A 21049-nucleotide genomic window follows, 5' to 3' on the forward strand; every position below is an offset into this window, starting at 1 on the left:
GCCTGCGACCGGTGCCCAGCCTGACGGTCCCCACTTGTCACACACTTGCGGATGGCGGGTCAGCCCGCTGAAGCGCCCATGCCGCTCGGTTGCCTGGACTCATTATCGGGGCCGCAAAACGTACATTATCGGGCTGATGTTTCCTGTAAGTCGTTTTATCGGGCACCACCGATCCCGGCCAGCAGGTTCCGGACGAGGGCCTCGGCGAACTCGTCGGTAAGGGGCTGGTCGGGGATGAGGAGACGGTGGTAGCAGGCGCCCCAGAGCTGGTCGACGACCACCTCGGGGTCGACGTCCTCGCGGAGTTGCCCGCGCCGCTTGGCGCGCTCCAGCGCCTCGACGGCGAGTGCTCTGCGCGGTGCCGAGTAGCGCTCGCGAAGGAGCGCCGACAGCTCGGGGTCGGTCTGGGCGTGGCCGACGAGCTCGGGCATCACGCGCCCGGCCTGGGTTTCGCGCATCAGGTGGACGAAGGCCCGCAACTGCGCGGTGAGGTCGGCGGCGATGTCGCCGGTGTCGGGGAAGGCCAGGGTTGGGCCGACGGCGTCGAAGTAGCCGTCCAACGCGAGCGCCCCCTTGGAGGGCCACCACTTGTAGAGCGTCACCCTGCTCGCGCCCGCCAGCGCCGCGACCCGTTCGATGGTGAAGGCGGCCATCCCCTCGGTGAGCAGGAGTTCGCCGGCCGCCCGCAGGATCTCGCGGCGAACCTCGGCGGCCGGACGGCGTCCGCGTCCGCGACGTGCGGGTGCGGGGGATTGCTGCGTCACCATCTACCTCCACGAGATATGGACATTGTGTTTATATCCATATATATACATAGTGTACACAAACTCTTGGAGGAGTGACCGATCATGAGCAGCACAGCAGCCCGCGTCGCCGTCGTCACCGGAGGCTCACGCGGCATCGGGCGTCAGGTCGTGGGCAGGCTCGCCGCCGACGGCTACGCGGTCGTGGTCAACTACGCGAGCAACGACACCGAGGGCAAGGCCGTCGTCGCGGAGGTCGCCGACAAGGGTGGCCAGGCGATCGCGGTCCGAGCCGACGTCGGCGACGAGCGGGCGGTCGCGGAGCTCTTCGACACGGCCGAGCAGACCTTCGGCGGCGTCGACGTCGTCGTGCACGCCGCCGGGATCATGAACCCGCCCACCCCGGTCGCCGAACTCGACCTGGACGTGCTGGACCGCGTGCTCCGCGTCAACGTACGCGGCACCTTCGCCGTGGCCCAGCAGGCCGCCAGGAGGCTGCGCGAGGGCGGCGCGCTGATCACCTTCTCCACCTCGGTGATCGGACTGGCCGCTCCCGGTTACGGCGCCTACGCCGCATCCAAGGGCGCCGTCGAGGGGCTGACCCTCATCCTCGCCCGCGAGCTGCGCGGCAGGGACGTCACGGTCAACACGGTCGCCCCCGGGCCCACCGCCACCGACCTCTTCCTGGAGGGCAAGGACGAGGAGACCGTCGCCAGGCTGGCCGCCCAGCCGCCGCTGGAGCGGCTGGGCCGACCTGCGGACATCGCCGAGGCGGTTGCCTTCCTCGCCGGCCCCGCCCGCTGGGTCAACGGTCAGGTGCTGCGGGTCAACGGCGGACTCGTCTGAGCCGAAACCGGTCCGGAAGGGCTGAGCGGAGGACCCGCCGCTCGTCGTACATCGATCCAGGGCGGAGACGACACCGCTCATCACCGTGGTGGTCGTCGGCCGTGCCGGCTCACGGGGACGCGCACGCGAGGCCGATGACATCGGTGTTCCTCGCCCCCCGTTCGAAGGCCAGGGAGTATCCGCACGCCCCGAGCGCGTTCTTCATCAGCCGTTCGGCCTCGGCGTGGGCGTCGTGAAACGGCCGCAGGCCGATGAGCGCCACCCCGGTCGTGCGCCGTAGCCGGTGCGCGGCGCCGAGTAGTTCGGCGGCGCGGTCGTGACGGCCGGTGGCGGCGATGGTCCAGGCGAGTGTCTCAAGGCCCCACACCGGTCCCCAGCGGTCGTCGATGTCGTACTGGCGGCGCAGCGAGTCGCGGAACAGGGTGGCGGCACGTACCGGGTCGCCGTGGCGCGACTCGGCGAGACCAAGGCCCCACAATGCCCAGGAGTGGGCCCAGGTCCCGCCGAGGGCTTCGGCGTCGGCGAGGTAGGCCTCGGCGGCGGTGACGGCGAGCTCCCGGTCTCCGAGGAAGGCGCAGGCCATCGCCCAGAGCATGGTCGCCATGTGGGCGTCACCGATCGCGCCGTCGGCGAGGAACCGGTCTCTCGCCTGCGCCAGCAGCGGGATGGAGCGAGGGCTGCCGTGGACGAGCATCGCGTGGGCGCCCTCGACACAGGTGACGGCGGCCGGGACGTCGGTGTCGGGAAGCTGTGTGGCGAGGCGGCGGCAGCGGGCCATGAAGGCGTCGGCACCCTGCCTGTCGCCCTGGCAGAGGGCGATCCAGGCGACCATGGCCACCGCGCCGACCTGGAGGGGGTCCGGCCGGCGAGGAGAGAGCGCGAGCCCGCGCTCCAGCCAGTGGCGGCCCTCGCCGATGGTGCTGCTGAAGAACCAGAACCGGGTCCGGGTGAGGTTGACGGTGATCTCCAGCCCGCTCCGCGCCTCGCCGGGCTCGGTGAGGCAGAAATCCAGCGCGGCCCGCAGGTTGGGGAGCTCCTGCCGCAGCCGCGACAGCCACCCGACCTCGCGGGGGCCGCACCAGTCGGCCGCGGCCCGTGCGGCGGTGCTCCGGTAGTGGTCACGGTGACGCCGTCGCATCACGGTCTCCTGGCCGAGGTCGATGAGACGCCGCCTGCCGTACTGGCGGATGGTCTCCAGCAGGCTGTAGCGCGTGCTGCCGTCCTGGCCGTTCACGACGAGAATCGACTTGTTCGCCAGGCCCGTGAGGATGTCGAGGACTTCGTGGCGGTCGACGCCCGTCCCCGAGCACACCGCCTCGGCCGCCTCCAGGTCGAACTCGCCGGCGAAGACCGACAGCCGGGCCCACAGCAGCCGTTCGTGCTCGGTGCACAGGTCGTGGCTCCAGTCGACGACGCCGCCCAGGGTCCGGTGGTGGCGGGGGGAGCTCTCGGCGTCGGTGTCGGCGAGCAGCCGGAACCGGTCGTCCAGCCGGTCGAGTATCTCCTGGGCGGAGAGCGTTCCCAGCCGGACCGCGGCCAGTTCGATCGCGAGTGGCACGCCGTCCAGCCGTCCGCACAGCTGTGCGACGACGTCGCGGTTGTGCCGCGTGATCCGGAAGTCCGGTGCCGAGGCCGCGGCGCGGTCGGCGAGCAGCTTTACCGCCTCGTAGCGGGTCAGCGCCGGCTCGGGGTCCGCGTCCGCCGGCGTCATGGGCGGTACGGAGAGGGGCGGCACCGGCAGGACGTGCTCGCCCTGGACGCCGAGCCGCTGTCGGCTGGTGGCGAGCACCCGCAGACCGGGCGCCGCGCGCAGGAGCGCGGTCACCAGTGTCGCGGCGGCGTTCACCAGATGCTCGCAGTTGTCCAGCACCAGCAGCGCCCTGCCGTCGCTCAGGTGCTCGACGAGGATGTCCAGACAGGGGCGCGCGGACTGGTCGCGGATTCCGAGAGCCTGGGCCACGGTCCGGTCGAGCAGAGCGGGGTCGGTCAGCGGGGCGAGGTCGGCGATCCACGCCCCGTCGGGGAAGGCGGGCGACACCCGCGCGGCCAGTCGCAGCGCCAGCCGGGTCTTGCCCACCCCGCCCACCCCGGTCAGCGTGACCAGGCGGCTGGTCTCCAGCAGCCGCGCGGCGTCGTCGAGCTGCCGCTGTCGGCCCACGAACGTGGTCATCTCGCCGGGGAGGTTGCCGGAAGATCTCCTGGCGGTGAGCGCGGGATCGTTGTCGAGAATCCGCTGATGCAGTTTCCGTACCTCCGCGCCGGGGTCGACGCCGAGCTCCTCGACGAGGACCTCGCTGAGGGAGTGGTAGCAGCGCAGAGCCTCGGCCTGGCGTCCCGACCTGCACAGCGCGAGCATCCGCTGCGCCCAGAACCGCTCCCTGAGCGGATACGCGGCGGTCAGCCGGCGCAACTCGGCGAGCACCTCCTCGTGGCGGCCCAGTGCGAGGTCGGCCTCGATGCGGGACTGGAGCGCGTCCAGCCCGCGCTCGGCCAGCACGGGCGCGACCTCTCGCCGCAGGGTCTCGGACGGCACGTCCTGCAGCGGCTCCCCGCGCCACAACCGCAGTGCCTCGGCCAGCAGCGCGGCGGCCCGCTCCGTCGCGTCCGCGGCGGAGGCGGCTCTGGCGCGGAGGGTGAGGGTCTCGAAGCGGTGCAGGTCGAGCCGGTCGTCGGCCACCTTGAGCAGATAACCTCGCGGGCAGGTGAGCAGCGGGCCCTCGTCCCCGGCACACCCCAGCAGGCGTCTGATCCGCAGCACGTAGTTCTGCAGGGTGTTTCTCGCCCCGCCCGGCGGGTCGTCTCCCCACAGATGGTTCGTCAACGTCTCGACGGAGACCGTCTTGTTGGCGTCGAGCAACAGCGAGACGAGCAACGTCCGCAGCTTGGCCGCCCGGATCGGCACCGGGACGCCGTCCCGCAGCACCTCGAACGGCCCCAGAATCCTGAACTCGAGATCCGAGCCTCCCGTTTCCATTACTCAATGTAATCATAAAATCGCTGTTCGCGATCAGGGGTGTACGTCAAATGCGCCTTGGGTGCGCGGCAATCGCTTGGCGGGACGGGCTCCGGCGAAGGTTGATCGTAACTCTGAGTAATCGTCAGGTGGCCATCGGGTGAGTGGTGTGCAGGACGGTGTGCGTGACGGCGGGGCGGCACGTCCCGCTGATCCTCACGCGACAGGAAGGGCATCTCATGTTCAAGCGCGTAACCGGGATCGCGGCGGCGGTGATGGTCACCGCCGCTCCCGTTCCCGCCGGCGCGACCTCGTTCTCCCGGGAGCTCACGGCCGCGGCACGGGCCGCGGGCGCCTCGAAGGCGACGGCCCGCTCAACCTCGGGCGCGCTCGGTTCCTGATCTCCACGGGGTGGCCGATTCGCTGATATCTAGCTCGATATGTATCGAAATTATCTTGATCAAGACAGGGTGCCCATCCATAGACATTTCGTACTTCCTGCCCATAACATCAAGCCTTCTTGGGGCAGTCTTTACTGTCCCTTGAACTTTGGTCGGGGTTTTTTCCCGCCCCGAACTGATCGTTCTGGAAGGTTTTTGATGTCTGTACCACCTCTGGTGACGGGCCCTGAGGCGCCGGCCACCCTCCGTAGTTCGAGATCGGTGCGTCGCGGCGCGGCGGCGTTGGGTCTCGCCGTCGCCATGACCCTGGCCGGGGTCGCGGCGCCCTCGGTCTCCGTCGGCGCGGTCGCCGACCCCTCCGTCGGACCGGTCTTCGTGGACGGCATGGCCCAGCCGGTGTTCTCGTCGAACCGCAACGACTGGATCCGCGAGGAGATGTGGGTCGAGACCTCGATCGACAGTGACGGCGACGGGCGGAACGATCGGGTACACGCCGAGGTCACCCGACTGCGGGAGACGGAGACGGCGGGTCTGAAATCGCCCGTCGTGTACGAGGTGAGCCCCTACTACGCGGGCGGCAACGCGGTCGCGAACCACAACGTCGATCACGAGCTCCACGAGGCGCTCCGCCCCGGCAAGGGCTGGATGAACCGCGGTGGTTCGGTGAAGGATCCGGCGGCCGACGAGCGGCTCGCCGCCGCCGGTGTGGCCGAGGCGGCCAGGGATGACGAGGCCGTCACGGGCACCGGGCCGCAGCCCGTCATCAGCACCAGCCACGAGGCCAACTGGCTGCCTCGCGGTTTCGCGGTGGTACACGCCGAGTCGCTGGGCAGCGGTAAGTCCGACGGCTGTCCCACCACCGGTGGGCGCAACGAGACCATCGGCGCGAAAGCGGTCGTCGACTGGCTGAACGGTCGCGCGAAGGCGTACGACGCCGCGGGCAGGGAGGTCAGCGCCACCTGGACGACCGGCAAGGTCGGCATGATCGGCACGTCGTACAACGGCACCCTGCCCAACGCGGTCGCGAGCACCGGCGTCGAGGGACTTGAGGCGATCGTGCCGATCTCGGCGATCTCCAGCTGGTACGACTACTACCGCGCGAACGGCGCCGTCGTCGCCCCAGGCGGCTACCAGGGCGAGGACGCCGACGTGCTCGCGGAGTACGTCTACACCCGCGCGGACAGGCAGGTCTGCCGGAGCGTCATCGAAGGGCTCGCCAAGGAGCAGGACCGGGTCACCGGCGACTACAGCGCCTTCTGGGACGAGCGCAACTACCTGAACGACGTCGACAAGGTCCGCGCCGCGACGCTGGTCGCGCACGGGCTCAACGACTGGAACGTCAAGACCAAGCACGCCGCGCAGTGGTACGAGGCGCTCAAGGCGCGCGGAGTGCCGCACAAGATCTATCTGCACCAGGGCGGGCACGGCGGCTCCCCGAGCGTCAACGTGCTCAACCGCTGGTTCACCCGCTACCTGTGGGGCCAGCAGAACGGCGTGGAGAACGACCAGCGGGCGCTGATCCAGCGCGAGAACAGGACGCTGGTGGAATACCCCGAGTGGCCGGAACCGACCGCGGCGGACACCGAGCTCAACCTGGCGCCCAGCACGGACGGCACCGCGGGTGCCCTCACCGCCGACAAGACCCGCCAGGGCAAGCCGGTGACCGAGACGATCGTCGACGACGCCTCGAAGCGGGCACTGGCCCTCGCCGACGCGGTGACGTCCCCCAACCGCCTGGCCTACAAGTCGGGGGCGCTGACCGACGCGGTCCGGCTCAGCGGCACGCCGCAGGTGTCACTGCGGATGTCCTTCGGCCAGCCGGCCGCCAACGTCACGGCGCTGCTCGTCGACTACGACCAGAACGGCAAGGCGAAGATCATCACTCGCGGCTGGACGGACCCGCAGAACCGTAAGTCGATCTCGAAGACCGAGCCGGTCAAGCCGGGCAGCCCGTACCGCCTCGACTTCGACATGCAGCCGCACGACTACGTGTTCGCGGCGGGGCACCGCATCGGCGTCGTGCTGCTGTCGAGCGACTACGAGTACACCATCCGGCCCACCCCCGGGGCGAAGCTGCACCTCGACACGACGAAGAGCACGGTCACGCTGCCGCTCGTCGGCGGGGCGGCCTCGTTCACCGCGGCGAACGGCTGATCCGTCGCTCCCGTCGACAGGGCGGCCCGCCCTGTCGACGGGAGCATGCCTCATGAGGTGGCGGGCCCCGGGTGTTCGGGGGCGGACCGGCGGATGGGAGTGAAGAGCGCGACCGTTGCGAGCAGGAGGCAGGCGGTGCCCGCGAGCAGGCAGATCACGGTGACGCCGTAGCCGCCCGCACCCCAGGTCAGGACGGCCGCGCCCACCGGGCCCAGGGAGAAGTGGATCGTCCAGAACGCCGAGGTGACGCGGCCGAGCAGATGGTCGGGGGTCACCTGCTGGCGCAGGGACATCGAGCAGATCCCGGCCACGCTGACGCCGCAGAGATAGACGGCCATCAGGGCGGCGATCACCGGGACGCGGCCCGAGAGGCCGACGCCCGCCATCGCGAGCCCGCTCGTCGCGAGGGCGCCGATCCAGGTGACGCCGAAACCGAGCCTGCGGCGGACGGGCGCCACGAGCACGGCCCCGGCGATCGTGCCCACCGCGGCGACCGCGAGGACCGTGCCGACGGTGCCGTCGGAGCGGCCCAGGTCGTGCTTCAGGTGGTAGATCAGCACATCGGTCATGCCGAGCGTGAAGAAGATGAAGAAGGAGAGCAGGATCGTCAGGGAGCGCAGCACCGGGTGCCGCCAGAGGAACCGGGCACCGGCCAGCATCTCCTGCCAGGGCCGCTGGCGCGGCGGCGCCGTCGCACCGGCCTCGGGCCGCTTGAACCGGACGAAGTACAGGGCCGCCGCCGACAGCGCGAAGCTCGCCGCGTTGATGGCGATCGCCGCGGTCGGACCGAACTGTCCGGAGACCACGCCGGCGAGCAGCGGGCCGCCGACACCGGCCGCCGCCGCGGTCGCGTAGAGCCGCCCGTTCGCCTCGGTGATGCGGTCGCCCTCGACCAGGTTGCGCACCGCGGTCACGTAGGTGACCTGGAAGACCATCCCGATCGCCTCGCTGAGCGGCAGCACCACGTACAGCAGCCAGACCTGCGGGCCGAACGCCCAGACGAGCGGGATGAGCCCGTACAGCGCCAGGCGGGCGAGATCGCAGCAGATGAGCAGGGTCCGCCGGTCGAGCCGGTCGGCCAGGATGCCGGCGAAGATCCCGGCGAAGACCGACGCGGCACCGGCCACACCGGTCAGCAGGCCCATCTGCGCGACCGACCCGGTCACGTTCAGCACCAGCAGCGGGATGGCGATGTAGGCGAACGAGTCCCCGGCGACGGAGAGCGTCTGCGAGACCCAGAAGACGTTGAAGTTGCGATCGCGCCACAGCGGGCGCCCGCCCCCGCTCCCCGGCCCCCCTGCCTGTGCCACGAAGCGACTATCGCTCATCTCGGGCGGGCCTTTCCAGTGATTAAAGGATCATTTGGGAGCTGTTCCTGGGTGTGGATCTGGGTGAGGCCCGGTGGCGATCCGGCCGTGGCCGGTGGAACCCGGATGTGGCGCGCCTTGAGGTGACGGATGCCGAGCGGGCGTTGGTCGAGCCGTATCCGCCGGTGGCGGCTATCCGGTCGTTTCCTCGTCTTCGATCCGGAGCGCTATCGGCAGCGCGACACCCTCGCATTCCACCTCGGTGGGTGACGTGATGTTCGTGGTTGTGAACGGTGGATTTCCCGGGGTCTACCTCGTGCGAACCGTCAGGACCCCGGCGAGATCGATGTCGCTGGAGCGGCCGCCGAAACCGGACTCCGAGATCAGCCGAGCCCCCAGGACGGCGCTCCAGAAGGTCCGTGCCTCCACGAGGGCAGGGCGATCGATGACCCAGTCATGGCGCTCCAGGACCGCGGTGAGGTAACGCTCCGCCAGACGGAAGAGCAGATCGAGGTCGTGCTGCGCCAGCGGCTGCAACTCGGGTCGATGCCGTGTGATCGACATCGCCTGGACGGCGATCGGTACGGCCGGCAGCGCCAGCGCGGTGCGTGCCATCGCCTCGCGGAACGCCCTGGGGGTGCGCTGCCGGTGTCCGACCGGCTTGAGGCGTTCGGCGTCGCGGAGCAGCATCAGGAACGCCGCGTGGACGAACAAGGCGTCCTTGGAACCGAAGTAGTAGGTGATCTGGTTCGGGTGGGCGCCGGCCGCGGCCGCGATCTCGGCCACGCTCACGGAGCCGAAGTGCCGTCCGGAGAAGATCGTCACGGCCTGTTCGAGAAGCTGCGCCCGGGTGCGTCGACCGCGGCTTCGGGGGGGATCGCTCGTGGACACCCTATATTTGTATGCGATACAACTCCGCGAGATCAAGCTCGGACACCGTTTCCGTGGTGAGGAGATCGACATGAGCGTTCAGGACATCGTTGTCACCGGCCTGGGAGCGACCACACCTCTCGGCGGGGACGTCGCCTCTCTGTGGGAGGGGCTCCTCGCCGGGCGCTCCGGTGTCCGCCGGATCGACGACCTCGTGGCTCCGTTCGCCCACGCTGGCGAACTGCCCGTGAAGATCGCCGCTCCCATGGCGGTCTCCCCCGACGAGGTGCTGCCCCGTGTCACGACCCGGCGCATGGACCGCTGCCAGCAGGCCGCGCTCGTCGCCGCCCAGCAGGCCTGGGCCGACGCCGCCACGCCCGAGGTCGATCCGGACCGCCTCGCGGTGGTGATCGGCACCGGCATCGGCGGCATCAACACCCTCCTGGACCAGGACGATCTGATCGAGGAGAAGGGGCCTCAGCGGATCTCTCCCCTCGCGGTCCCCATGCTGATGCCGAACGGACCGGCCGCCTGGATCAGCCTGGAGTACGGTGCCCGCGCCGGTGCGTACACACCTGTCTCGGCGTGCGCGTCGGGCGCCGAAGCCCTCGCCTTCGCCGCCCGGCTCATTCGATCCGGCGAGGTCGACGTCGTCATTGCCGGCGGCACGGAAGCCGCCATCACGCCGTTGACCATCGCCGGTTTCGCCCAGGTGCGCACGCTGTCGAAGCGCGACGACGACCCCGAGCGCGCCTCACGGCCGTTCGACGTCGACCGTGACGGCTTCGTACTCGGTGAGGGCGCCGGTGTCATGATCCTGGAGCGGGCGGACTTCGCGGCCGCGCGGGGCGCCCGCCCGATCGGCCGGTTGGCCGGGTTCGGCATCACCTCGGACGCCCATCACATCACCGGCCCGGACCCGGCGGGCTCCGGCCAAACCCGGGCGATTCTCAGGGCCGTCTCGTCCGCCGGACTCCGACCGGCGGACGTCGATCACGTCAACTGTCACGCCACGTCCACCGTCGTGGGCGACGTCGGTGAAGCCTCCGCGATCCAGCGGGCGCTCGGGAACGACGTCGTCCTCACCGCACCCAAGTCCGGCCTCGGTCACCTCGTCGGCGCCGCAGGCGCGGTCGAGGCGATCATCACCCTGCTGTCGGTCGCCAACAGCGTCATCCCGCCCACCCTCAACCTTGACCGGAAATCCCCCGAAGTCGAGCTTGAGGTCGTCAGTGGCGAGCCCCGCAAGCAGCATCTCGGCGCGGCGGTGTGCAACTCCTTCGGGTTCGGCGGCCAGAACGTCTCTTTGCTCTTCACCGCCCTTTGACCGTGTCCGGACGAGGAACGGTCCGTAGAGCGGACCCGCTCCTCACCTGGCGCTGCGATGCACATCCGCAGTGCCGGAGTCGTACCGGCTCAATGGATCGGTGGAGAGTTGAAGGATTCCCGCAGGTGCGGCTTGAGGCTGAACCTCTTGCAGAAGCGCAGGGCTAAGGGGAGTCGTCCAGGGCGTAGGAGAGGTAGCGGTCGGCGGAGCGGCGGACGGCTTCGGCGCCGTCGGCGCGTACGATCCGCTTCCACCAGCCGCCGTAGACGCGGTCGAAGGCGTACGGCTCCAGCAGCGACAGGGCGCGGCGGATGGTCGCCGGACGCTCGGGGATCAGGTTCGGATAGCTGTACATGAAGCTGACCCAGCGGCGGTCCTGGACGACCTGGAGGATGTCGCCGGAGAACAGGGCGCCCCGGCCGTCCTCGGCGTCGCGCCAGTGCATGACCTGGCCGCCGTCGAAGTGCACGCCCGCGTTGACCAGCGTCACCCCTTCCAGGATCTCGTGGGAGTCGCCCTCCCAGAAGAGCACCGACTCGTCGGGGCGGGCCACCCAGTCGCGGTCGGCCGCGTGGATGTGGATCGGCGCGTCGAAGGCGTGGGCCCACTCGACCATGGAGCCGTAGAAGTGCGGGTGGCTGATCGCGATGGCGTCGATCCCGCCAAGCTCGCCGACCTGCCTGATCAGGTCGTCGTCGAGGTGGGTGACCATGTCCCACAGCACGTTGCCCGTGGGGGTGCGGACCAGCAGGGCGCGCTGCCCGATGGCGGTGGCGGGATCGGTGCCGATGCCGACGACCCCGGTGCCCTCCTCGGCGAGGTGCGTCCTGTGCCGGCTCTCGCGCAACTCGTTGAGGGAGGTCCAGCGCTGGCCCTCCCAGCCGACGTACTGTCGCTCGTCCTCGCAGATCGGGCAGTCGTCCCGCGCCTCGGCGTACTGGACCCCGCAGGTGACGCAGATGGGCAGATCGTTCACGATGTCCTCCGCCGACCGGCTGTTCGGGAGTGGTACGACCCGGCTGTTCGGGAATGGTACGGCGTCCTCCTGTGACAGCCGCCGTCGTTACGCCGCTCCGTGTGTCGCGGGGGAGGGGTGTCGCGTTATCCGGCCGCCTTGAGCCGCACGACACCGTTCAGGTCCGGGGCGCCTACCTGGACAGCGAGCTCGTCTCCTGAGGAGGTGTCCTCCGGTCCGGCGCGCATCGTTCCCGCAGGAAGGTCCGAGGGCGCCGGGAGCCGGACCGTTGGCCGTCGGACGAGGTCAGCGCTGGTAGACCTGTTCGCCGTCGAGGAAGGTCATCGCGACCTTGGTGCGCCAGATGTCGGACTCCGGCTCGGTGAACGGGTCGCGGTCAAGGACGACGAGGTCGGCGCGGTTGCCGGGAACGATGGTGCCGGCGTCGTCGTCGCGGTTGATCCTGGCCGAGCCCACGGTGTAGGCGGTGAGCGCGGTGGCGAGGGTGAGTCTCTGGCCGGGCAGGAACGGGGTCTGCGCCGTCGGGTAGCCCGCGTGCAGTGAGCCGCCGGGTTCGGTGCGGTTGACGGCCACGTGCATGCCCTGGATCGGGTCGGCCTCGGAGACAGGCCAGTCGCTGCCCGCGCAGAACAGCGTGCCGTTGCGCAGCAGGTCGGCGAACGGGTACTGCCAGGTGGAGCGCTCCTCGCCCAGGAAGGGGAGGGTGAGCTCGTCCATCTGGGCGTGGTGGGTGGCCCAGAGCGGCTGCAGGTTGGCGGTCACGCCGAGCTTGGCGAAGCGCGGCACGTCGGACGGCTCGACGATCTGCAGGTGCGCGATGTGGTGCCGGTTGGCCGGGTCGGTCCCCTCGAAGCTGTCCAGCGCCTCGCGGACGGCCCGCTCGCCGATGGCGTGGAAGTGCACCTGGAAGCCGTGCCGGTCCAGCTCGGCGACGCACTCCTTCAAGAGCACGGGGTCCACGTACGACAGGCCGGTACCGCCGCAGCGGCAGTAGGGCTCGATCACCGCCGCGGTGAAGTTCTCGGCGATGCCGTCCTGCATGATCTTCACCGAGGTCGCGCGGAACCGCTCCAGGCCCTCGGCGGAGCGGCGCCGCTCCAGCAGTTCGGGGATCTGCTCGGCGCCGCGCGCCCGGTCCCACCACAGCGCGCCCACGACGCGGGCGCGCAGCGCGCCGGAGGCCGCCGCCGAGACGTACGTGGGCAGCTGGTCGTCGTAGCCCGCGTAGGAGCCGACGATGGCGTCCTGCCAGCCGGTGACGCCGAGGGAGAACAGGTGGTCCTGGGCCGTCAGCAGTGCCTCGTGCATGTCCTGGGCGCTGGGGCGGGGGGTGAGCAGGCCGACCAGGTCCATCGCGCCCTCGTGCAGCACGCCGCTCGGCGTGCCGTCGGCGTCGCGCTCGATCCTGCCGTCGGCGGGGTCGGGGGTGTCGCGGGTGATCCCGGCCAGTTCCAGGGCCCGGCTGTTCACCCAGGCGGCGTGGTGGTCGCGCTGGATCAGGTAGACCGGGCGGTCGACGACGTCGAGCTGGGAGCGGTGCGGCAGGCCGCCGGGGAAGGCCGACATGTCCCAGCCGCCGCCGTCGATCCACTCGTGGCCGGGGTGGGAGGCGGCGTAGGTGGTGATCCGCTCCAGATACTCCGGCAGGCCGTAGACCCCGGACAGGTCGCACCTGGCCCGCTCCAGGCCCGCCTGGACCGGGTGGATGTGCGCGTCGGTGAACGCCGGGGTGAGCAGGCGGCCGTCCAGGTCGACCACCTCGTGGCCGGGGGCGGCGAGCCGCATGACGTCGGCCTCCGTGCCGACGGCGGCGATCCGGCCGTCACGGACCAGCACCGCCTCGGCGAAGGCGTCCGCGGCGAGGAAGGCCCGGCCGCCCCGGAAGAGCAGGTCGCTCACTTTCGTACCATCCTTCTGCCGATGTCCCGGAGGCCGCTGGCGCCCCGAGATGCCGCTTGATCACCTACATTGCACGCTCGACCGGCCGAGGTCCAGCGTGAGTTTTCCCCGGGTGTCGGCCGAGACCCGGAGACGTCCGCCGACACTCGCCGACGTCCGCCGACGTCCATCGCCCGTACGCCGGCGTCGGGCGTTCGACGGGCGGTGCCGTCCGGGGACCTCTCCCCGGCGCTCAGCGTCCGGTGATGGAGTCGGCGACGCGGGCCAGCACCGAGGTGCGGCCGAGCCCGGCCTTCTCCCTGGCGTCGGCCCGGCGGTAGAGGTCGTACATGGCGTGCACGCCGATCCACCGCAGCGGTTCCACCTCCCAGCCGCGCACCTTGCGGTCCACCCAGGGCAGGGAGGTCAGGTCGGTGTCCTCGCGCAGGACGAGGTCGCGCAGGGTACGGCCGGCGAGGTTGGTCGTGGTCACCCCGTGGCCGGTGTAGCCGCCCGCCCAGCCGATGCCGGTGGCGTGGTCGACGTGCACGGTGGCGCACCAGTCGCGGGGCACGCCGAGTACGCCGGACCAGGCATGCGCCACGCGGGAGGCCCTGACCGCGGGGAACATCCCGGTGAGCAGCTCCCAGAGCGCCTCGATCGTCCACTCGTGGGTGCGGCCCCGGTCGTCCACGCGGGATCCGTACAGGTAGGGCTTGCCGCGCCCGCCGAACGCGATCCGGCCGTCGGCGGTGCGCTGGGCGTACATGTAGTAGTGCGCCATGTCGCCGAGCAGCTCGTTGCCCTCCCAGCCGATCTCGTCCCACAGCGCGCCCAGCGGCTCGGTGACGATCATGGAGCTGTTCATCGGCAGCCACGTCCGGTGATACTGCCTCAGCTCGGCGGTGAAGCCCTCGGTGGCGCGGATGACGTATTCGGCGCGGACTGTCCCGTGCGGCGTGCGGGCCTCGCGAGGGGCGATCTCGGTGACCGGGGTGCGCTCGAAGATCTCCACCCCGAGGTTTCGCACGGTCTCTGCCAGGCCCCTGGCCAGCTTGGCGGGCTGGATCCTGGCGCAGTGCGGGCTCCAGATCGCGCTGACCGCGCCGTTCACCCGCAGGCGTCCCTCCCGCTCGGCGGGGTCGAGCAGCCGCACGTCCTCCTCGGTCCAGCCCCAGTGGCGCTCGTGGGCGAGCAGCCGGTGCAGCCGCCGGTCCTGGGCGGCGTTGGTGGCGACCGTGGTGACGCCGCCCTTGACGATCTCGGCGTCGATGTTCTCGTCCTGGGCGACGGCGACGACCTCGTCGATCGTGTCGAACATCACCCGCTGCAGCCGCCTGGCCGCGTCCACGCCGTGCGTCCTGGCGTAGCGCTCGGGGGTGCCGGCCAGCTCGCCGACCAGCCAGCCGCCGTTGCGTCCGGAGGCGCCGTATCCGGCGAACTCCTTCTCCAGCACGACGATCCGCAGGTCAGGGCTCGCCTTCTTCAGGTAGTAGGCGGTCCACAGGCCCGTGTATCCGGCGCCGACGATGGCGACGTCGGCGTCGAGGTCTCCGGTGAGAGGGGCGCCGGGGGAGGGGATGCCGAGGGAGCGGTACCAGAAGGAGACGTCTCCGTTGACGAAGTCCCCGGCCAGGGGAACGCGCGTGCTCATGGCCTCACATTCTGCTGTATCCGTCTATATGGGTGTACCTGTCAACGGAAACCGTTGTAGAAACGCCGTCCGGCCGCGTAATGAGCGATCTTCTCAAACGTAACGATGGGCTCACTCATGTGTAGCAGTCCCGTAACAGCTCCGGGACAGGCTATGCCCTGACGGAAGGGGCATTCTGATGGGGTTTCTGAGGATTCGTACGACCGTTGACGAGAGGCCGGGACGGCTGGCCTCGCTGACCGCCGCGCTCGCCGCCAAGGGTGGCAACATTCTGGGCCTGAGCGTGCAGACCGACGTGGACGGCACGGTCGACGAGTTCGTCACGGACATCCCCGCGGGAGCCGAGGCGGTACGCGAGGCGCTGGAGGCCGCCGGGGGACGGCAGGTCCAGGTCGTCGCCGCCACCGCCCACGAGCTGACCGACGAGCCCACCCGCGTCCTGCTGCTCGCCTCCCGGCTGCGCATGACGCCCTGGCGCCTGCCGGAGCTGCTGGGAGAGCTGCTGCGCGCCGACGACTCCCGCTGGGTCTACGGTTCGGAGATGAGTGATCTTCCGGACCCGACCCTGCTGACCGTACCCGTGGCCCCGCGCCGCGCGATCAGGGTCCGCAGGGCCGAGCTGCCCTTCACCCTGACCGAGGCCGCCCGCGCGGCCTCCTTCGTCCGCCTGGCGCAGCCCCCCGTCGAGGAGTCCGGGGCCGACCGCGACATCACGCTCTCCGACGGCGTCGAGGTCAACGTCCGCCCGCTCACCCGCCTCTACCGCGAGGCCGTACGCGACCTGCACGACCGCTGCTCGCCCGAGGCCCGCAGGTTCCGCTACTTCACCTCGGCGCCGGTGCTGCCGCCGAAGGTCTTCGAGCGGCTCTGCGACCGCGCCCGGGGCCAGTCGATCGTCGCCGGACACGACGGCCAGGTCGTCGGTCTCGCCAACCTGATGTTCACCTCCGACCCGGGCACCGCCGAGATGGCGTTCCTGATCGAGGACCGCTGGCAGGGCAGGGGCCTGGGGACGGCCCTGGCGGGAATGCTCGTCCGCCAGGCCCGCGACCTGGGCTTCGCCGAGGTCAGGGCGACGCTGCTGTCCGACAACATCCGCATGCGCAGGCTCCTGGTCTCGCTCGGCGCGACCCTGAACTACACCGAGGACCCCGGCGTGGTGGAAGCCAGGCTGGCCGTGGGCGTGATGGCGACGGCATCCCCGAGCTGAACCCCATCACGCGACCTTCCCGTTTCGAGATCGCTCAGGGGTCCCGAAGCGGGGAGGTCGCACTTTTCGGTTTCTCCGTGGGACCACAGTCCTCCCCGGGAGAGGTCGGGGTGCGCGGCCTCGGCCTCTCCCGGGGAAAGATGACATTTTAGTGTCAGCTTCATGGTAAATGCCTTTCGCGGCCGAGGGCGGCGTGCGTAGGGTCCCCGCATGACGATCAACGCCTTCATCGACGCGCTTCCCAAGGTCGAACTCCACGTCCACCTGGTCGGCTCCGCCTCCGTCCCCACCGTGCTCGAACTCGCCCGCCGCCACCCCGGCGGCGGCGTCCCCACGGACGAGGAGGAGTTGCGCGCCTTCTACAGGTTCACCGACTTCCCGCACTTCGCCCGCATCTACCAGGCGATCAACGCCCTCGTCCGCGAGCCGGAGGACGTGGCCACCCTGGTGCTCGGCCTCGCCTCCGACCTCGCGGCGCAGAACGGCCGCTACGTCGAGCTGACCGTCACGCCGTACGCGCACCACGTCGTGGGCATGCCGATGCGCGAGGTCACCGAGGCGCTCGACCTCGCCGCCCGGCGCTCCCACGAGGAGCACGGGGTGCGGATGGCGTACGTGTTCGACATCCCCGGCGAGTACGGCGCCGAGGCGGCCCGCGTCACCCTGGACCACGCGCTCGGCGAACCTCCCCAGGAGCTGGTAGGTTTCGGGCTGGCCGGCATCGAACAGGACCGCCCGAAGTATCGGGACGTCTTCGCCGACGCCTTCCGCGCCGCCACCGCCGCCGGGCTGCGCAGCCTGCCGCACGCGGGCGAGATGAGCGGCCCGGAGACCATCTGGGAGGCCCTCGACCTCCTGGGCGCCGAGCGGATCGGGCACGGCATCGCCTGCATGGACGACCCCCGCCTCGTCGCCCACCTGCGCGAGACGCAGATCCCCCTGGAGGTCTGCCCCACCTCCAACGTCTGCACCGGCCAGGTCGCCCGCATCGAGGAGCACCCCCTGCCCCGCATGATCGAGGAGGGCCTGTTCGTCACCCTCAACAGCGACGACCCGCCCATGTTCGCCACCACCCTGAGCCGCGAGTACCGCGTCGCCGCCGACCAACTCGGCCTGGACCGCGCCACCCTCGCCACCCTGGCCCGCAACGCCGTCGAGGCCTCGTCCATGGACCCGGCGGGCAAGCAGGAGATCCTCACCGAGATCGACGCCGTCGCCGCCCAGCACTCCGAGACCGCACCCTGACGGCCATCTCGAAGATCGCGATCGTCAGGTCATGCCGATTCGCGACAGACGCGCGGCTCAGGGGGAGGAGATCCGGCTCAGGGAGGAGGGGATCTTGGAGGCGGCGGCCCTGTCCAGCAGGAAGAGGGTGTTCCGGCTGCCTCGGGCGCCGGCCGCGGGGACCTGCATCGTCCCCGAGTCCGACAGCGCGAGCCGTACCGCTTCGGCCTTCTCCTCGCCGGCGGCGATCACCCACACCTCGCGGGCACCCTGGATCACCGGCAGCGTGAGCGAGATACGGGTGGGCGGGGGCTTGGGGGAGTCGTGTACCGCGACCACGGGCCGGGTGTCGTGCAGGGCGGGCATGCCGGGGAAGAGCGAGGCGACGTGGCCGTCGGGGCCCATGCCCAGCATCATGAGGTCGAACGCAGGGGCCGGGCCGTGCTCCTCGGGAGGCGCGGCCTTGCGGAGCTCCTCGGCGTAGGCCTCGGCCGACTCCTCGGCGGTCATACCGGAGTCGGGGCCGCGCATCACGTGGACCCGCTCGGGGTCGAGGTCGAGTTGATCGAGCAGGGCCTCGCGGGCACCGGTCTCGTTGCGCTCGGGGTCGCCATCCGGCAGGAAACGCTCGTCGCCCCACCAGATGTCCACCTTGCGCCAGTCGACGGCGTCCCTGGCGGGGGAGGCGGCGATCTCGGCGAGGGTGGCGATGCCGACGGTCCCGCCGGTCAGGACCAGGTGGGCCGAGCCCTTGGCCGACTGGGCGTCGACGACTCGGACGATCACCCGGGCGGCGACGGCCTTGGCGAGCACGTCGGCGTCGCGGTGGGTGATCACAATGGGAACGCTCACGGGGCTTCTCTTTCGAAAGGAGGCGCCCCGCGGCGATCGCCGCGGGGCGCTCACGGCTCAGGACTTGTGGGTCCGGGCGAGTCGCCGGATCGCCGACGCGTAGATCTCGTCGGGGTCCAGCCGCCGCAGCTCCTCGGAGAGCAGCTCCGACGTCGGGCGCCGGGCCAGGGCGACCCTGCGGTCAGGCTGACCGGGACGCGACAACGTGCCCAGCCGGCCGTCAGGGCGGGTGATGGTGATGTCGCCGTCCGCCGCGATCAGCTTGACCATGGTCAGGCCGGGCCCGGCGGAGTCGGAGACCTTCACGGGAGCGTCGAGGCGCTCGCCGAGCCAGGCCCCGAGCAGCAGGGCGCTGGCATGGCCGGGCACGGCATCGATGGCACCCCGCTTGACCTTGCCCACCGGCTGGTCGAACGCGGCGGCCAGCAGGCTCCGCCACGTCGTCAGCCGGGTCCAGGCCAGGTCGGTGTCACCGGGCACGTAACCGCGGGCCCGGCCGACGATCGCCTTGACCGGGTCGGCCGCCGACCGCGCGTCGACGATGCGACGCTGGGCCAGCATGCCGATCGGGTCCTTGGACGGCACCTCGGGGCCGTCGGTGGGCCACCAGGCCACCACCGGGGTGTCGGTGAGCAGCAGCGGGCTGACGACCGAGTCGGCGTGCCTGGTCAGCTCCCCGTACAGGCGCAGCAGGATCACCTCGCCCGGGGTCGACTCGCCGAACCGGATCTCGGCGTCGAGCCGGTTCGGCTCCTCGGAGTCGCGGGGGATGACGACCAGGATCCGGGAGGGGTGCTCCCTGGCGGCCTCGGTCGCGGCCCGGACCGCGTCGTACTGGTCGCTCTCGCCGCAGACCACCACGAGGGTCAGCACCATGCCGACCGCCGGGGTGCCCATCTGGTGGCGCAGATGGGTGAGCTGCGAGGAGATCTTCGAGGCGGTCGTGCCGCTGAGCATGAAGCTGGTCATCTACAGCCGCCTCCAGACGCGCCCGTCGCGGGCCATCATCTCGTCGGCCGAGGCCGGCCCCCACGTGCCCGAGGGATACTCCTCCGGCGGGCCCTGGGAGCTCCAGAAGTCCTCGATCGGGTCGAGGATCTTCCATGACAGCTCGACCTCGCGCTGGTGCGGGAAGAGCGGCGGGTCGCCGATCAGCACGTCCAGCAGCAGCCGCTCGTAGGCCTCGGGGGAGGACTCCATGAACGACTCGCCGTAGGCGAAGTCCATCGAGACGTCCCTCACCTCCATCGCGGTGCCCGGCACCTTGGAGCCGAAGCGCACCGTGATGCCCTCGTCCGGCTGAACCCGGATGACCAGCGCGTTCTGCCCCAGGATCTCGGTGTCGTCCTTGCTGAACGGCAGGTGCGGCGCCCGCTGGAACACCACGGCCACCTCGGTGACCCGGCGGCCCAGCCGCTTGCCGGTGCGCAGGTAGAACGGCACCCCGGCCCAGCGCCGGTTGGCGATCTCCAGCTTGATGGCCGCGTAGGTCTCGGTGATCGAGTCGGGCGGGATGCCCTCCTCCTGGGTGTAGCCGATCACCGGCTCGCCGCCCTGCCAGCCGGGCCCGTAGCGGCCACGCGCGGTGGCCTGGGACAGGTCGGACGGCAGCCGCACCGCCTTGAGGACCTTCTCCTTCTCCCTGCGCAGTGAGTCGGCCCCGAACGACGTCGGGTCCTCCATGCCGACCAGGGCGAGCAGCTGCAGCAGGTGGTTCTGGATCACGTCGCGGGCCGCGCCGATGCCGTCGTAGTAACCCGCCCGGCCGCCGATGCCGATGTCCTCGGCCATCGTGATCTGCACGTGGTCGACGTAGCCGCGGTTCCAGATCGGCTCGAACAGGTTGTTGGCGAACCGCAGCGCCAGGATGTTCTGGACGGTCTCCTTGCCCAGGTAGTGGTCGATGCGGAACACCGAGCTCTCCGGGAAGACCGCGCTGGTGATCGCGTTGAGCTCCTGGGCGCTCTGCAGGTCGTGCCCGAAGGGCTTCTCGATCACCACCCGGCGCCAGGATCCGGGAGGGCCGTCGGCGAGGCCGGTCCGCTTCAGCTGCTGGACCACGACCGGGAAGAACTTCGGCGGCACCGAGAGGTAGAAGCCGTAGTTGCCGCCGGTGCCCCGGGTCTGGTCGATCTCCTTGAGCATCATCGCCAGCGTGTCGAACGCACCGTCGTCGGTGAACTCGCCACGGCAGAAGAAGATGCCCTCCGACAGCTGCTTCCAGACCTCCTCGCGAAACGGCGTCCGCGCGTGCTCCTTGACCGCGTCGTGGGCCAGCTGCGCGAAGTCCTGGTCCTTCCAGTCGCGGCGGGCGAAGCCGACCAGGGAGAAGCCCGGGGGCAGCAGCCCTCGGTTGGCGAGGTCGTAGATCGCCGGCAGCAGCTTCTTGCGTGCCAGGTCGCCGGTCACGCCGAACAGCACCAGCACGCACGGCCCGGCCACGCGGGGCAGGCGCTTGTCGCTCGGGTCGCGCAGCGGGTTGGCCTCGATCATGGCCTCGGTGACGCCGGCGGTCGCGACGTCGGTGGCCGTGGTGGTCGTGGGTGTCTTCTCCCCCTGCGCGTCCGTCGCGGGGACGACCGTGTCGGCGGCCGATGCCGGGGCACCGGCCGCGTCACCCGTCCGGGGGCTCCCCTTGCTCATGCGAACCTCCG

General features: G+C 70.7%; 16 protein-coding genes. 6 read left to right on the forward strand and 10 right to left on the reverse strand.

Annotated elements, in window-relative coordinates; genetic code table 11:
- Nucleotides 1-155: 155 nt before the first annotated feature.
- Nucleotides 156-767: a TetR/AcrR family transcriptional regulator gene (locus ABZ664_RS23900; RefSeq protein ID WP_362513894.1), complete on the reverse strand. Its 612-nt coding sequence runs from the start codon at nucleotides 765-767 to the stop codon at nucleotides 156-158.
- 81 nt (nucleotides 768-848) lie between these two features.
- Between ABZ664_RS23900 and ABZ664_RS23905 the strand changes: the two genes are divergently transcribed.
- Entirely contained in the window at nucleotides 849-1589 is a 741-nt protein-coding gene (locus ABZ664_RS23905; RefSeq protein WP_362513899.1) for an SDR family oxidoreductase, read from the forward strand.
- Nucleotides 1590-1698: 109 nt separating this feature from the next.
- Here ABZ664_RS23905 and ABZ664_RS23910 read toward each other — a convergent pair whose 3' ends face one another.
- A complete protein-coding gene (locus tag ABZ664_RS23910; protein WP_362513904.1) occupies nucleotides 1699-4563 on the reverse strand; it encodes a BTAD domain-containing putative transcriptional regulator in 2865 nt (954 codons plus the stop codon).
- A gap of 218 nt (nucleotides 4564-4781) precedes the next feature.
- On the opposite strand from ABZ664_RS23910, the gene ABZ664_RS23915 reads away from it, so the two are divergent.
- Both ABZ664_RS23915 and ABZ664_RS23920 read left to right on the forward strand, forming a co-directional pair.
- The gene (locus ABZ664_RS23915) at nucleotides 4782-4943 is read left to right on the forward strand and encodes a hypothetical protein (protein ID WP_362513909.1); all 162 of its coding nucleotides are present in this window, start codon (nucleotides 4782-4784) and stop codon (nucleotides 4941-4943) included.
- A gap of 198 nt (nucleotides 4944-5141) precedes the next feature.
- Nucleotides 5142-7097, forward strand: a complete 1956-nt coding sequence (locus tag ABZ664_RS23920) for a Xaa-Pro dipeptidyl-peptidase (protein ID WP_362513913.1) — start codon at nucleotides 5142-5144, stop codon at nucleotides 7095-7097.
- 50 nt (nucleotides 7098-7147) lie between these two features.
- On the opposite strand, the gene ABZ664_RS23925 is transcribed toward ABZ664_RS23920, so the two are convergent.
- Nucleotides 7148-8407, reverse strand: a complete 1260-nt coding sequence (locus ABZ664_RS23925) for an MFS transporter (protein ID WP_362513918.1) — start codon at nucleotides 8405-8407, stop codon at nucleotides 7148-7150.
- A gap of 306 nt (nucleotides 8408-8713) precedes the next feature.
- Nucleotides 8714-9367 carry a TetR/AcrR family transcriptional regulator C-terminal domain-containing protein gene (locus tag ABZ664_RS23930; RefSeq protein WP_362513922.1) on the reverse strand — a complete coding sequence of 218 codons (654 nt, stop codon included), beginning with the start codon at nucleotides 9365-9367 and terminating at the stop codon, nucleotides 8714-8716.
- Between ABZ664_RS23930 and ABZ664_RS23935 the strand changes: the two genes are divergently transcribed.
- The gene (locus ABZ664_RS23935) at nucleotides 9366-10601 is read left to right on the forward strand and encodes a beta-ketoacyl-[acyl-carrier-protein] synthase family protein (protein ID WP_362513925.1); all 1236 of its coding nucleotides are present in this window, start codon (nucleotides 9366-9368) and stop codon (nucleotides 10599-10601) included. The two genes, ABZ664_RS23930 and ABZ664_RS23935, sit on opposite strands and share 2 nt — an antisense overlap.
- A gap of 163 nt (nucleotides 10602-10764) precedes the next feature.
- Here ABZ664_RS23935 and ABZ664_RS23940 read toward each other — a convergent pair whose 3' ends face one another.
- The 3 genes from ABZ664_RS23940 to ABZ664_RS23950 all read right to left on the reverse strand — a co-directional run bounded on the left by ABZ664_RS23940 (nucleotide 10765) and on the right by ABZ664_RS23950 (nucleotide 15109).
- Entirely contained in the window at nucleotides 10765-11577 is an 813-nt protein-coding gene (locus ABZ664_RS23940; RefSeq protein WP_362513928.1) for an MBL fold metallo-hydrolase, read from the reverse strand.
- Nucleotides 11578-11862: 285 nt separating this feature from the next.
- Nucleotides 11863-13476, reverse strand: coding sequence for an amidohydrolase (locus ABZ664_RS23945; RefSeq protein ID WP_362513931.1), 1614 nt, complete (start codon nucleotides 13474-13476; stop codon nucleotides 11863-11865).
- 232 nt (nucleotides 13477-13708) lie between these two features.
- Nucleotides 13709-15109, reverse strand: coding sequence for an FAD-dependent oxidoreductase (locus tag ABZ664_RS23950; protein ID WP_362513934.1), 1401 nt, complete (start codon nucleotides 15107-15109; stop codon nucleotides 13709-13711).
- A 178-nt stretch (nucleotides 15110-15287) separates the two neighbouring features.
- Here ABZ664_RS23950 and ABZ664_RS23955 point away from each other — a divergent pair, with 178 nt between their 5' ends.
- The gene (locus tag ABZ664_RS23955; RefSeq protein ID WP_362513937.1) at nucleotides 15288-16319 is read left to right on the forward strand and encodes a GNAT family N-acetyltransferase; all 1032 of its coding nucleotides are present in this window, start codon (nucleotides 15288-15290) and stop codon (nucleotides 16317-16319) included.
- A gap of 210 nt (nucleotides 16320-16529) precedes the next feature.
- On the forward strand, nucleotides 16530-17564 hold the full coding sequence (gene add / locus ABZ664_RS23960) for an adenosine deaminase (protein ID WP_362513940.1): 1035 nt from the start codon (nucleotides 16530-16532) through the stop codon (nucleotides 17562-17564).
- Nucleotides 17565-17621: 57 nt separating this feature from the next.
- Here add and pgl read toward each other — a convergent pair whose 3' ends face one another.
- From pgl to zwf, 3 genes are read right to left on the reverse strand one after another with little or no spacing between them, the layout of a single operon-like run.
- Entirely contained in the window at nucleotides 17622-18395 is a 774-nt protein-coding gene (gene pgl / locus ABZ664_RS23965) for a 6-phosphogluconolactonase (protein WP_362513943.1), read from the reverse strand.
- A gap of 57 nt (nucleotides 18396-18452) precedes the next feature.
- Nucleotides 18453-19364, reverse strand: a complete 912-nt coding sequence (locus ABZ664_RS23970; RefSeq protein WP_362513946.1) for a glucose-6-phosphate dehydrogenase assembly protein OpcA — start codon at nucleotides 19362-19364, stop codon at nucleotides 18453-18455.
- A complete protein-coding gene (zwf, locus tag ABZ664_RS23975; protein ID WP_362514365.1) occupies nucleotides 19365-20888 on the reverse strand; it encodes a glucose-6-phosphate dehydrogenase in 1524 nt (507 codons plus the stop codon).
- Nucleotides 20889-21049 lie beyond the last annotated feature (161 nt).

Origin of the sequence: Streptosporangium sp. NPDC006930 (assembly GCF_040635605.1) — a bacterium.
Lineage (GTDB): Bacteria > Actinomycetota > Actinomycetes > Streptosporangiales > Streptosporangiaceae > Streptosporangium.